Annotated in this window: 11 protein-coding genes and 1 riboswitch; of the genes, 5 read left to right on the forward strand and 6 right to left on the reverse strand. The window is 46.0% G+C overall.

From position 1 onward, the window contains the following. Positions 1–24: 24 nt before the first annotated feature. From AC4PM4_RS03475 to AC4PM4_RS03495, 5 genes are all read right to left on the reverse strand, one after another. Complete coding sequence (locus AC4PM4_RS03475; RefSeq protein WP_063564972.1) at positions 25–651, reverse strand: LysE family transporter; 627 nt, start codon at positions 649–651, stop codon at positions 25–27. 112 nt (positions 652–763) lie between these two features. After that, entirely contained in the window at positions 764–1,387 is a 624-nt protein-coding gene (locus tag AC4PM4_RS03480) for a DUF1989 domain-containing protein (protein ID WP_240321381.1), read from the reverse strand. A 112-nt stretch (positions 1,388–1,499) separates the two neighbouring features. Beyond that, positions 1,500–3,005 carry an amidase gene (locus AC4PM4_RS03485; protein ID WP_063564971.1) on the reverse strand — a complete coding sequence of 502 codons (1,506 nt, stop codon included), beginning with the start codon at positions 3,003–3,005 and terminating at the stop codon, positions 1,500–1,502. Positions 3,006–3,146: 141 nt separating this feature from the next. Then, on the reverse strand, positions 3,147–4,127 hold the full coding sequence (locus tag AC4PM4_RS03490; protein ID WP_491612762.1) for a DMT family transporter: 981 nt from the start codon (positions 4,125–4,127) through the stop codon (positions 3,147–3,149). Between the two features lie 144 nt (positions 4,128–4,271). Beyond that, positions 4,272–4,423, reverse strand: a riboswitch (FMN riboswitch). Positions 4,424–4,506: 83 nt separating this feature from the next. Then, on the reverse strand, positions 4,507–5,004 hold the full coding sequence (locus AC4PM4_RS03495) for a DinB family protein (RefSeq protein ID WP_400344871.1): 498 nt from the start codon (positions 5,002–5,004) through the stop codon (positions 4,507–4,509). Between the two features lie 136 nt (positions 5,005–5,140). Here AC4PM4_RS03495 and AC4PM4_RS03500 point away from each other — a divergent pair, with 136 nt between their 5' ends. The 5 genes from AC4PM4_RS03500 (at position 5,141) to AC4PM4_RS03520 (ending at position 11,621) form a co-directional block, all read left to right on the forward strand. Beyond that, the gene (locus AC4PM4_RS03500; protein ID WP_491612763.1) at positions 5,141–5,701 is read left to right on the forward strand and encodes a CGNR zinc finger domain-containing protein; all 561 of its coding nucleotides are present in this window, start codon (positions 5,141–5,143) and stop codon (positions 5,699–5,701) included. Between the two features lie 213 nt (positions 5,702–5,914). After that, entirely contained in the window at positions 5,915–7,291 is a 1,377-nt protein-coding gene (locus AC4PM4_RS03505) for an amidohydrolase family protein (RefSeq protein ID WP_491612764.1), read from the forward strand. Positions 7,292–7,834: 543 nt separating this feature from the next. Next, a complete protein-coding gene (bcaP, locus tag AC4PM4_RS03510; protein ID WP_420800338.1) occupies positions 7,835–9,274 on the forward strand; it encodes a branched-chain amino acid transporter BcaP in 1,440 nt (479 codons plus the stop codon). A 313-nt stretch (positions 9,275–9,587) separates the two neighbouring features. Continuing rightward, on the forward strand, positions 9,588–10,661 hold the full coding sequence (locus AC4PM4_RS03515) for a hypothetical protein (protein ID WP_491612765.1): 1,074 nt from the start codon (positions 9,588–9,590) through the stop codon (positions 10,659–10,661). A 27-nt stretch (positions 10,662–10,688) separates the two neighbouring features. Beyond that, entirely contained in the window at positions 10,689–11,621 is a 933-nt protein-coding gene (locus AC4PM4_RS03520) for a tyrosine-type recombinase/integrase (RefSeq protein ID WP_491612766.1), read from the forward strand. A gap of 412 nt (positions 11,622–12,033) precedes the next feature. Here AC4PM4_RS03520 and AC4PM4_RS03525 read toward each other — a convergent pair whose 3' ends face one another. After that, positions 12,034–12,963, reverse strand: coding sequence for an L-lactate dehydrogenase (locus AC4PM4_RS03525; RefSeq protein ID WP_063564963.1), 930 nt, complete (start codon positions 12,961–12,963; stop codon positions 12,034–12,036). Positions 12,964–13,154 lie beyond the last annotated feature (191 nt).

Raw genomic sequence — 13,154 nt, forward strand, 5'->3', positions numbered from 1 at the left:
TGACTGTCCAGTGTAGTTTTTATGTCAGAAAAAGATAGATCGTACAGCTTCAAAACCGAAGTACAGGCCAAATCCGATCAGACAGATCCCTGAGATAATGGAGATCCAGCGCAAAACGGTTTCGTTGCTGCGTTTATGAAATCGACTAGCCATGCCAGCCATGATGACATCCCAGACAAGGATTCCTATGAAAATACCAGAACTGTATAGTAGCAGATGAGCGGTGTCGGTATGCTTCACGGTTGTAGCAAGGATAGAGCCGTAAATGCCGAGCCAGAATAAAATATTCAGGGGATTGGACAGGGCCATGAGAAAGCCAGAGACAAAAGATTTCCCAACCCTCGCTTCTGCTGTAGAAGAGGTTTGGATACCGTCTTTTAACTTGGAAAGTGTTTCCACACCGGTATACACCAGAATAAAACTGCCAAAAGACCAAAGAAAAGAGCGCATGAAAGGCGTGTCCAGAAAATGGGCAACTCCAAAGTAGATCAGAAGCATGTACACCAAATCGGCAAACATGGCTCCCAGTCCCAGAATCCAGGCATGCATAAATCCGTGGCGGGCTCCGCGATCCAACTGAGCGGCATTAATCGGACCAATTGGAGCGGATAGTGAGATTCCCAGAATAATATAACTAAACAGTACAGACATATACGCGTTCACTCCTTAACGAGTTCGACGAATTGTACCGGTAAGACACACACATATGGGTACAAGTCATCGTATTCCCGTCTGGAGCAAATTAGAACAAGCTGTGCGTCGCTTAATCTGATAAGGACTCTACATCCAGCTGAATGGCTGTACAATGATATCCATTGCATGAGCTTTCTTCACAAGGACAAGCTGACAGACCGATAACCAAATCAATCAATGCTTCCATCTCCACATAATCACCGGCGCGCGAATCTGGAGCTACGACATCAATCTTGCCCAGATCATCTACGACCGATTTCATAAACAAATTAAATGGATAATGCTGATCCGGCGGCAAGATCCCGAACGGTTCAAGAGCCTGATTTAGGTTATGATAGCAGCTGGCATGATCCTTTTTGTCATATAATACTTCATACATTTCCGGACGACAGGCAGAGTTGAAGAAATCATGAACACCAACCGTGTCACGAACGATCTTAAGCAACGGCTGATATTGATTGGAATACACAGACTGTCCTGGTTTGATCCGGTAGGACCGCAGTACGTCCATCGTTACACCTGGGTCTAGTCGATTATTGGCATTTTGAGCATCATATGCAACAAAATCAACGACCTGCTGCCCCTCCAAATCGGTCACCCGAATTAATGAACCTTTATTTACCTTGACGGCATAACCGGTTTTGGCCGGGATACGAACAGACTGTTTATGGCGTTGCGTTGTATTCATATTCATTCGTTACATTCCTCCGCTGTTTTTGCTTTCAGTATGCGGAGCTGACATGGCTTTCATGCACATTGGAAAACATAAGTCTCACATTGAAAATGATACAGGTTGTATTCAGCGTTTATGCTGGAAACAGTGGATTACCCTTCATGCCGACCCATAGTTCGGATATTTCCAGCTGACCAGCCAGATGAAGCAACCAGTCTTCACGGCCTTTCGTTGCCATAATCTGTACACCCATGGGCAGGCCTTCAGGAGTCAGATGCACAGGAACACTCATGGCGGGTTGACCCGTCAGATTCGCGAGCTGAGTGAACGGAGTGTAGGTAAGACTTGGTTCAAACATCTCATAAATCAACTGCTGCTGCTGGATCTTGTCCAAATCGCTAATACGCATCAGATGCTGAATTTGTTCATCATGAGGTGTCAATTCGCCGATTTTGGGTGCCGGAAAAGCATTGACAGGTGTGACATAAAAATCATAGCGTTCAAACAATGTGGACATCTGAGCTGCGGCAACATCCCATTCGGCCAGACTATGTACGAATTCGGCAGCGGATACTTTTTTGCCTGCTTCAGCCAGCACCCAGGACTCGATCTCCATATCAGCAGAGGTTAATGCTCTGCCCATAGAACGTTCCATCGAAGAGATCATCGCCGCCATTTCGCCGCTGTTCATCATGTAATAGTTCTCCATCAATTTGACTCCATTAACCGGACTCAGCTTTTCTTCAACCTCATGACCTTGTTCTTCCAGCCAGCGGACGAGCTTGTATACAGATTCTTTGGCTTCCGCGCTGACAGGTGTCCCCACAGGCGAATCCGTAGTATACGCAATTTTCAGTTTGCGTTGATGAGGATAATTCATATCAGCCAAGTAGCTGCCTGGAAAGAGGGGAGCATGAAACGCAGCTTCGGGTTGAATCACTTGCAGGGTATCCAGCAAAGCAGCACTGTCGCGAACGGAGCGGGACAAGGCAAAATCAATCGAAGCACCCTGCCACTGACGACCAACTCCTGGTCCAACAGGTGTCCGCCCACGTGTAGGTTTTAGTCCGAACAAGCCGCTGAATGAAGCAGGGATCCGGATGGACCCGCCACCGTCACTGGCTCCCGCAAGGGGTACAATTCCCGAGGCTACCGCGGCAGCGGCACCTCCACTTGAACCGCCTGGCGAGTGATTTGTATTCCATGGATTTCGACTTGGACCGTGAAGACGGGGCTCAGTAATATTTTTCAGGCCAAATTCCGGTGTATTGGTATGTCCGATGATAATGAAGCCTGCATCGCGCAGACGGGAAACGAAATTAGAATTCCGCTGTGCCCGATGCTCACTGAGAAGACGAGAACCCGAGGTGAGAATTTCACCTTCCAGGGATTGAGAGATATCTTTCAATAACAAGGGCACGCCGGCAAAGGGCTGCTCTCCCGGGCGAACTATACTCGCTTCCTGACGTGCACGTGTTTCATATGTACGAATGACTGCATTGAGCTGCGGGTTCACTTCTTCCAGGCGTGCATACGCCGCTTCCAGCAATTCGACAGGAGATATCTCCCGTGCGCGAACCAATTCAGCCAAACCTATAGCATCGTAAGATGTATACGAAAATGATGAAGACGAAGACATGATGATCGTTCCTCTCTAAATTGACTTAATCTACTATTCCATAAGTCATCGTACCACCGGAATAGCGAAAAGACAAAAGGCACTGAACATCTCAAAGGATGTCCAGTGCCTTAATTGATTTGCTTTTATATAAAATAAAATTCAATCCGTACGGAGCTTTGGTGCACCGTCAGCCGGAGTCGCTGATCGTTCTTGCTGTTTGGAGATGGCGAATAGGGCAATCCAGATGAGGATGAAGCCCACCAGTTGCTCCCATGTAATTAATGTACGTAATGCAATCCAGTTTACCAGTACACCGGCCATCGGGAAGCTCAGTTCTGCGAGCGTTGCGACTGAGGCCTTGGTGGAGGAGAGCCCTTTGTAATATAACAGAAGACTCAGTAACCCTGGCAGTAATGCCTGACCCAGAATATTAAGTGCTACAGCCGCCTGTTCACCTGTAGCGGAAGGGAATGTCCAGGCAGCACCTTCGTTCCACGTCATTAAGATCAGCAGTGGCAAGGCTACGACAAAGCGCAGAGAGGTGACCGTTTCATAACGGGTTTGCCCCAGCATCAGCCGCCCCATAACTGTTGAACCGCCCCACAATGCAGCTGCACCCAGTGATAACAGGCTGCCTGCATGAACCCAATTGTCCCAGTTGCCAAGGGGAAGGGTAAATCCAAACGTGAGCAGGTATGTTCCTGCAAGTGCAATGATAAACAGTCCACCGAAGCGGCGAGGCAATGTTTCTTTCAGCAGCAGCTTAGCCAGAACAATCGCAAATAGCGGCTGCATCTTTTGCAATAACAAAACGGTGTTGGGATCGTTATGCGTAAGTGCCAGGGTGAACAATACCGTGGCGAGAGCAGATCCTCCCCAGGAGATAAATATCACGGCAATCCAGTGGCGAGCACGCAGGTTTTTCAGATCGGCCCGGAACTTCCATAACACGGGAATCGCCACAAGGCTGACAATAATATGTTCCACCAGTACAATCTGCGTGGAGGTCATCGTTTTGAGCAAAATAATACGGAACAGTGGATCTACACCCCAAAGGGCGGCGCCGAGCACGACGAGCCAGAATCCGGTATTACTTCGTTCCTTGCGGTAAACTGTTGATGCAGGTTGTGTCTTTTCCATATTCAGGACTCCTTCGTCAGAACACGGAATCTTCAGTTGGCAAAATCGACAAAAGCCCCCGTTTTGGTATACACCAAATAAACGGGGGCTCAATCATTGACATGTCGTACGAAAATAAGCCTTTCGGTAACGGCATGTCAATGTGTTGATCTTCTCTCATCCGGACTTTACCGTCGGCCTTGGAGTCACACCAAGTCAGTCGCTGAATCCCTACATCGGGTCAAACAGCGAGTCGCGGGCTGGTTCCGAAGAACATCACCGCCGGTTGGGAATTGCACCCTACCCCGAAGATCCTATTCAATTATATTGTGTATTGAACAAGCTGTAACATTAATAAGTCCATCTTATTCCTGTAAGCGCTAGCAGTTCAAGTGTTTTTTTAGAATATGATATTCCAGCTTCCTTGTTGTCTGCGTAATAATACAATCTGTCCTGCATGATACGCATCGTGGAGTACCCAGCGGGCAAGCTCATGTGCCCATTTTTCATCTGTATCCATGTACGGGGCTTCAAGATCGGATTCTTCTAATGAAGCGAGCTGATCACGAAGTTGTCCGGCTAATTGCGTTGTATTTTGCACAAGTACACTCCAGCCAGCAGTATCAGAAGGGTCGCCCGGATCTCCGAAGGTGGATTCATTGTTTTCGGCAGGAGCACCAGAGGGTGTTGTGCCCTGAATACGACTCAACAAGCGATGATTATAGTAATACATATGGTTAACCAACTGCCAGATGCTTAATCCACCGGATGATGGAACCCAGGCTGCCTGTTCAGTAGTCAGTCCTTCGAGTGCCTTGGATAAAGGCACAATCCAGTTACATTGATCCCAGGTATCATCTTTCTGAATGAGCAATAGTTCTGTTGCTGTTGTAGTCATTGATTTTTCCTCCCTAAAATGAATTCATGGTAACTAGCTAAAGTGCTTAAATGTGGTTACAATTAATATAACCCAAACATGAATGTTTGTAACTATCTTTTTTAATCTAGGTAGTTACATTTTAGCGGAGGTACGTATGGATAGACTATGGACTGATTTTGTGAACAGTGATTACCATGACTGGCGTGGCGGGGATCGTTCAGAGGACAGGCTTGGCAAAACCGAATGGCAGCAAGGATTTCTCAAACAATGGCAACTGAATGCATCTGTACCTGCTTCTTCTGAAGAGGAGGGAGCACTGAGGAACTTCAGAAATGAATTGCAGGCTCTTGCAACTCGTTTATCTGACGGAAATGCATTATCGAACCAAGACCTGGAATGGCTAAACGCCATGATGAAGGAAGGTCAAGTTATAAGAAAACTGAACGTTGGAAATGAGGGACTTAAGCTTGCACTTATTCCTGTAGGAACTCAATGGAAGCAGGTCATGGCTGAGATAGCAGCCGATTTTGCCATCACCGTAGTTGAAGGGGATGGGGGAAGGATTCGTATCTGTGACAATACGGATTGTCGTTGGATGTTCTATGACGATACGCGCAGCAGAACCCAGAAGTATTGTGATGACAAGATGTGTGGTAATCTGATGAAGGTTAGAAGATTTCGGGCAAAACAGAAGAAGGATCAGCAGCAAGAGTAGAGTGTATGAGAGTACGGCGTATGCACAGAGTGATTTGCGGTACTTTTCGACAACCGGGAAATGTTCAATAGGTTTTTTTGTAATCAAAATTGAATGTTTCCATCCTCTTCTATATAATGGTTATATACTTAAAATATTTCAGCTAGTCATTTCATCATCAGAGACTAACATCCGGGATTCAAGCGTATATCCAATAAAAAACAATGATTGGAGATGTGTCTTGTGGGGACAAGTTATCTACTGAAAAATGGTTGTGTATTGTCTATGGATTCGTCGGTAGGTCAGTATAAACGGGCGGACGTTCTTATTGAGGATTCTCTTATAACTGCTATCCGGCCCGACCTGAGTTGTATTGAAGCGGAAGTAATAGATGCATCGGAGATGATCATACTCCCTGGACTTGTAGATACGCACCGGCATGTATGGGAATCACTTGTAAAAACAGCGGGAACCAACTGGTCACTGCCGGTCTATCTGCAGAATCTCTACTATGGAGCGATGGGAAGTAAACTCCGGCCACAAGACAGCTATATCGCCAATTTTCTCGGTTCTTTGGAAGCGCTTAATGCAGGAGTGACCACGGTGCTTGACTGGAGTATGCCGTATTCCCCGGAGCATACGGATGAACTGATTCGCGGACTTCAGGATGCGGGTATTCGGTCGGTTTTCGCTTATGGTCTACCGGGTGAGACGCCCTACTGGAACAGAGAGAGCAAGCTGACGTATTCGAATGATGTGAGAAGAGTCAAGGAACAGTATTTTTCTTCACGGGATCAGCTTCTCACGTTCGGCCTTGCAATTCGTGGTCCGGAGTTCAGCCATTGGGATACTACAGTGAAAGAAATTCAGCTTGCCCAAGAGCTTGATGCGATATGTTCAATGCATGTTGGCTTTGGAATCTGGGGATCCGTAGATCGTTCGATAAGTAAAATGTATGAGGCTGGTTTACTGAGCCCAGGTCTGAACGTCGTACACGGAAATACGATGGATACGGATGAGTATAAAATGTTGGCCGATAGCGGCGCCTCACTGTCCGTCACACCAGAAGTAGAGATGATGATGGGGCATGGGTATCCGGCAACGGGGTACTTCATTGAAAACGGAGGAACTCCAACGCTCGGAGTCGATGTTGTAACATCGACGGGTGGGGATATGTTCTCCCAGATGAAATTTGCACTTCAAGCTGAACGTTCCCGTGAAAATGAACAACTTTTGCTGCAGGGTGAAATGCCTGGCGAGCTTAATCTGCAATCCGGTCAAGTTCTAAGATTTGCAACTTCTGCTGGGGCGAAGGCTCTGGGACTTGAGCGGAAGATCGGTACACTTACGCCAGGTAAAGAAGCAGATCTGATTATGATCCGAACCACCGATCTTAACTTGTTCCCGGTGCATGATCCGGTTGGAGCCGTCGTTCAATTTGCCAATCCATCCAATGTGGATACCGTGTTTGTAGCAGGTCGGCCGGTGAAGCGCGAAGGCAAGCTGCTGCATGTCGATCTGAACGAGGTTCGGCGGAAGGCTTTAGACAGCAAGGAATATCTGCTATCTCAATATCAGATGTCGGATGCAGAGCGAATTGTATTTTCATAAGTTAGATGATCCGTGTGAGTGAAAGAGTGATTCTCTTCCGGAATGAATAGAGTGGATGTTCTTATCTCGTTTATAGATCTATTAGCGTTACAAGTGATGGGCCGCATACGGATATGCGGCTCTTTGGCGTAGTGTTTATCGTGCAACAGCACAGGGGGAGCAAGGAATAAACCGCAAAAAGAGGCGAAAAGGCACTGTATTAGCATAGTTGCATTTAACAACGAGTTTATGATGTTTTGGTTAAGAAAAAAGCTATTAAAAAACTGCGCATAATATAAATTATACGCAGTTTTCTTTTAAATCGATTTTCATATTCTCCCCTGTCCAACAGATCATGATAAATTTCGTCTAGAACGCACAAAATATACCTTCATCCGAAAAATAAATTTAACAAAGCAACGCGACAAAGTGTAGAAATCGATAGATTTTTGTAGTTGATCGGTAAGATAGAACAAAGGACTTTTTCATAGAACAGATGACCCAAACAAAATATTTTAAGTAAAGAGACACATTCATCATTTTCAATACGAGAGGAAACTGTGTATGAACCAAAACCAGAATCGATCTTCCCTGTTTAGAAAAAAGCCAATTGCCACCGGAGATAACGAAAGCAACATGTTGAAGAGGGTGCTTGGCCCATTGGATCTGATGACTCTCGGGGTAGGTGCGATTATCGGTACGGGGATCTTTGTATTAACTGGTGTTGCTGCCGCAAAATATGCAGGTCCCGGTTTGGTACTTTCTTTTCTGCTGGCAGGTATTATCTGCGCCTTCGCTGCATTGTGTTACTCGGAGTTTGCTTCCAGTGTGCCTGCTTCAGGAAGTGCGTATACATATAGCTATACCGCTTTTGGCGAAGTCATTGCCTGGATTCTCGGATGGGATCTTATTCTGGAGTATGGATTTGCGAGTGCGGCTGTTGCCAGCGGCTGGTCTGGATATTTTCAAACGTTATTGTCCGGATTCGGGTTGCAATTACCCCATGCGCTCACAAGTGCATTTAGTCCTGAAAAGGGAACCTATTTTGATATCACCGCAGCGGTGATTACGTTAATCATTACATTCCTGCTCACCCGAGGGGTGAAAGAGGCTGCTCGTGCCAACGGAATCATGGTAGCGATTAAAATTATCGTGGTGCTGATCTTTATCGGAGTGGGTGTGTTCTATGTGCAGCCGGATAACTGGCAACCATTCCTTCCGTTTGGCATCTCAGGGGTAACCGCAGGGGCGGCAACGGTATTTTTTGCTTACATTGGTTTCGATGCGGTATCCACGGCTGCGGAAGAAGTGAAACGTCCTCAACGGGACTTGCCAATCGGTATTATTGCATCTCTTGCAATCTGTACCGTGCTTTACATCGTTGTATCGTTGATCCTGACAGGGATTGTACCTTATCACATGCTGAATGTGAGTGATCCGGTTGCCTTTGCCTTTGAGTTTGTGCAATTGAAAGGATTGTCCTGGATTGTTTCGCTTGGAGCGATTACCGGAATTACCACTGTATTACTTGTAATGATGTATGGTCAGACACGTTTGCTTTATTCTATGTCAAGAGACGGACTATTGTCTCCGGTGTTCTCCAAAGTCAGTGGCAAAAGCCAAACACCTGCTACAGGTACTTGGGTTGCTGGGATCATCGTCGCTTTATTCTCGGGTTTCATCTCACTTGGCCATCTGGCGGAGTTGACCAACATCGGAACACTGTTTGCTTTTGCGGTGGTAAGTCTGGGGATTATCGTATTGCGAAAAAACAACCCGGAACTCAAAAGGGGATTCCGCGTACCTTTCGTCCCATTGATTCCTATTCTGAGTGCTGTTGGTTGTATGTATCTCATGACACGTCTTGCAGCTCTCACCTGGATTACGTTCTTCGGTTGGTTAATTATTGGTTTAATCATCTACTTTGCCTACGGTCGTCATCACAGTCATTTGAATCCGGCACGGCGTATATCGGACACGTTCAAAACAACAAAGGGGAAATAGCTGTCATAGCTGATTCCTACATTGTAGAGATATCTTGAAAGATTAGTAAATTAATTTGTCACACTGAAACTATACGTTAATAGAGTCAACTGCATTGTCTCATACTGCATCGCCAAAGCGGCGCGGTATGGGGCTTTTTTTGTGAGAGCAGTTCATGTAATGCGAAAAAAAGCAGAGATAGATAAGGCTATATTTGGGTATCTAATAAGTAATACATCTATCCTTGTGAGCGGAACCGGGGTTGCGGTCAGGGCAAATATGACATATATTTGGGGGTGTGATATGCCATCAGACATAGGAGAGGGGATGTATCATGAACACACCATTACATACCAATCAACATCACCATAATTCGAATTTCGGTTTTGCATTGGCTGACTCAGCCGTACTTGCCGAGACGAAGCTAATCCTTTCACATCCAGAGGACACAAAACAATTTCAATTGGACATTGATCCGCAGCGCCTTTTGAAGGATGGACGCAAAGTATCGGTTGTTGCACAACATATGAATGCACCGCTGGATCGACAAGATGCCATTATCATATATGGGGAGGAGCTGGGATTTGCACAATATGCAGTTACCCTGCGACCAGACAGTACATGCTCACTCACTCCCATTGAAGGAATAGATCATCCGATCGTATTGAATTTGGGTGACTTTGCAGAAGGGGAATACGAGCTGCGAATTTCACTGCATGTCAAAACACCCCGCATCGCAGAGGGACCGCTGGAGCCCGAGCAGCATGCCATGGTGAAATACGCTCAGGTGGTAACAGTTGCGATATGTCTGTTTCCAGCCGAAGCTTCGCAGATGAATACAGCGCTTGAAACGGTATGGACACGGGATAATCATGTGTTTGACTCCTACGGCAGTGGTGGCTTTATTCTCGCAGATCTGCCTCGTATGGCGAAACGTGTAGAAGATCTGATAGGTTCTGGAAACCATAATCTGATTGAACAATTCAGTGAGGGTGACCTTTCGGACACCTTGCTTGAGGAAGGTCTCATGGCGATTGCCTGGGGAGTAACACCTTGGTGTTATTCGATATATTCGGCTCCGGATGAACATTCGAGAACTATACTTTCGGTAGACAAGCTGGGTGATGAACCTCAGACCACGGGGATATACCGTGTGCATCCTGAAATTAAACAATTAAGTATCGTGCCGGTAAACGAATTGGCATACTGGCCATCCTGTGCAGAGAAAGCATGGCCTGTAATTGATGTTGCGGGTGAAGGCGAGACGTTGCGTATGGACTTGTATGTTCAGATCTGTGAATCAGTGAATGGACTGCACGAAAATCCACTACCTTCATTTGTACTCACCCGCAGTGAGGGACAACCCGAAGCGATCATCCCACTAATCAACGTCGTAATTGTGGACTAATAAATAGAAGTGTGGTGACGAACACAGATGATGACTGAAGAAATTCAGGAGCAATACGCCGATGAGCTTGAAGCTTTTCACATATGGATGAAAGATGCGGGCTACACGGGACATACGGTAAAATCATACACAGGTGATGTTGCCGAATTTCTCGTCTCCATTCATGGAAAGTCACTGGACCAGGTCAAAAAACTTCATGTGTTATCCTTCTTGTCCCGGGCGCGGGAAAGAGGGGTCAGTGACTCGACGCGGAATCGGAAACACGCAGCGGTGAACTGTTTTTATAAGTCATTGATTGAGCTTGAATTGGTGACCAATAACCCCGCTTTCGGAATCAAGAAATCCAAAACCGAGCAAAATCGTGCCCCCGTCTTCCTTGATGAAAGCGGTTTGGAACGATTTTTGCAATCGGTCGAGGGTAAGTATCGAACACGAAACTTGGCTATTTTTCTGCTCATGGGATACATGGGATTGCGGGTCGGAGAGGTACATGCCCTGAACTGCAAAGACTATAATGCGGAACGACGAACGCTGGACGTATTCGGTAAGGGCCGGAAATGGCGTACACTGCCTGTGCCTGAGACCGTTGCCGGACTGTTATCCCAGGCTCTTCAGGAGCGGCTGGATCCATGGCGGGCGAAGGAAGAGGCATTATTCGTCTCGCAAAAGGGGAAACGATTGTCGATTCGCAGTATTCAGCTTATATCGACCGAAACCTTTGAACGCTTTCAGCAGGAATCAGCCTCCAATCAGCGTGTGAACTATTCCAGTCATAAACTGCGTCACTCATTTGCGACCATGATGCTTAGACGCGGAGCAGATCTGCGAACGGTTCAGGAGCTGTTGGGTCACTCCTCCATTCAAACCACCACGGTTTACACCCACGTAACCAGCCGTGAGAAGGAGGAAGCGATGGCCTTGTTGGATGTCAAACTTCCCGCGTTTGTGGCTGATATGTAAAAGATAAGCTTCGCTTATATATTAGAAGAAAGTAATGATAGAAAAGCCTGTCCAAAACGACAGGTTTTTTTTCATTTTGATGGAGTGGATTATTAATACTTTTAATGGAAAATGAGAGGCGATCTGAAATTACAAAATAATTCCGTTTTTATTGTTACAGAATAATTATTATGTAAACTAAAAATCGAAATCAATGTTTACTTTTCTTACCCATATGTGATAGGGTGATAAACTAGCCAGAGGATGACCTTCAATTGAAACTTAACGATATACAACAGTGTAAGCTATTAATAAGACCAAAGGACCACTCGCATCTTCGCAATGAAGATACAGGTGGTCCTTTAGTTATACAACCTTAACGCTATTTAATCATTATAAAATAACGTGATTAGTCAAACGCCTGGATTTGGATTTACTCCAGTCCGGCAATTTGTTCCTTCAATTTGTTAGCAGAGGCTTGGAAAGCGACTTTCTCCGTCTCATTCAAAGGAAGTGGCAAAATCTCACGCACGCCGTTGCGGTCAACTACACATGGAACACCCAGATATACATCGGATACGCCATTGTAATCTTCCAGCAATGTGGAAACGTTCAGTACGGAGCCTTCATTGCCCAGAATGGCAGCCACAATACGGTCCAAAGCGAGCGCAATTGCATAGGAAGTGGCACCTTTGGCATTAATAATCTCATAAGCCGCATTTTTAGTCCGGTCGAAGATATCTTGTTGTGTTTCTTCATCCAGATCCAGATTCGTTCCTGCAACGTTGGCGAGACTCCATACCGGTACTTCGGAATCGCCATGCTCCCCGATAATATGAGCGTGAATACTGCGTGGATCAATTCCTTTGTTTTTACCAATAAGGTAACGGAAACGTGCGCTGTCCAGCAAAGTACCAGAACCAATTACGCGTGAAGCGGGCCAACCGCTTTGTTTCCAAGAAGTATAGGACAAAATATCTACAGGGTTCGTTGCAATCAAAAGAATACCATGGGAATTAACCTCAGTTATACGTTCAATGATCTCTTTGAAAATGCTTGCATTTTTCTTCAGTAGATCAATGCGAGTCTCTCCTGGTTTTTGGGAAGCACCTGCAGTAATAATAATGATGTCTGCGTCTTTGCAGTCGGAGTAATCGCCTGCCCATACTTTAACGCCTCCGGTAAATGGGAGACCGTGGTTCATATCCAGCATTTCGCCGGTAGCCTTATCATGATTCACATCCACAAATACCAACTCGGACGAACGCTGTCTTAACATCAGCGTGTATCCCGTTGTTGTTCCCACCGCACCCATGCCTACAATAACGACACGACTTGGTTTGAGCGCTGCACTGTTTACCATTTTCATATCCTCTCCTTTTTGGGGTATACTTCCATCCATATTAAGGGATAAGCGTGCGAAAAGCGAGCCATGTCTATAAACTTTTTCACATTTCATGTCTTTTTACGGAGGATTTCGTCGAAAACCTGGTTTATGTTTTATACAAGAAACAGATGCACTAAAATGATCGCTGTCTGCTTCCAGAGAGTGGA

This window comes from Paenibacillus sp. MDV22-iso6 (assembly GCF_058408365.1).

Coding starts and splice junctions, on each gene's coding strand:
- AC4PM4_RS03475 (WP_063564972.1), bottom strand. CDS start 651: ATGTCTGTACTGTTTAGTTATATTATTCTGGGAATCTCACTATCCGCT.
- AC4PM4_RS03480 (WP_240321381.1), bottom strand. CDS start 1,387: ATGAATATGAATACAACGCAACGCCATAAACAGTCTGTTCGTATCCCG.
- AC4PM4_RS03485 (WP_063564971.1), bottom strand. CDS start 3,005: ATGTCTTCGTCTTCATCATTTTCGTATACATCTTACGATGCTATAGGT.
- AC4PM4_RS03490 (WP_491612762.1), bottom strand. CDS start 4,127: ATGGAAAAGACACAACCTGCATCAACAGTTTACCGCAAGGAACGAAGT.
- AC4PM4_RS03495 (WP_400344871.1), bottom strand. CDS start 5,004: ATGACTACAACAGCAACAGAACTATTGCTCATTCAGAAAGATGATACC.
- AC4PM4_RS03500 (WP_491612763.1), top strand. CDS start 5,141: ATGGATAGACTATGGACTGATTTTGTGAACAGTGATTACCATGACTGG.
- AC4PM4_RS03505 (WP_491612764.1), top strand. CDS start 5,915: ATGTGTCTTGTGGGGACAAGTTATCTACTGAAAAATGGTTGTGTATTG.
- bcaP (WP_420800338.1), top strand. CDS start 7,835: ATGAACCAAAACCAGAATCGATCTTCCCTGTTTAGAAAAAAGCCAATT.
- AC4PM4_RS03515 (WP_491612765.1), top strand. CDS start 9,588: ATGAACACACCATTACATACCAATCAACATCACCATAATTCGAATTTC.
- AC4PM4_RS03520 (WP_491612766.1), top strand. CDS start 10,689: ATGATGACTGAAGAAATTCAGGAGCAATACGCCGATGAGCTTGAAGCT.
- AC4PM4_RS03525 (WP_063564963.1), bottom strand. CDS start 12,963: ATGGTAAACAGTGCAGCGCTCAAACCAAGTCGTGTCGTTATTGTAGGC.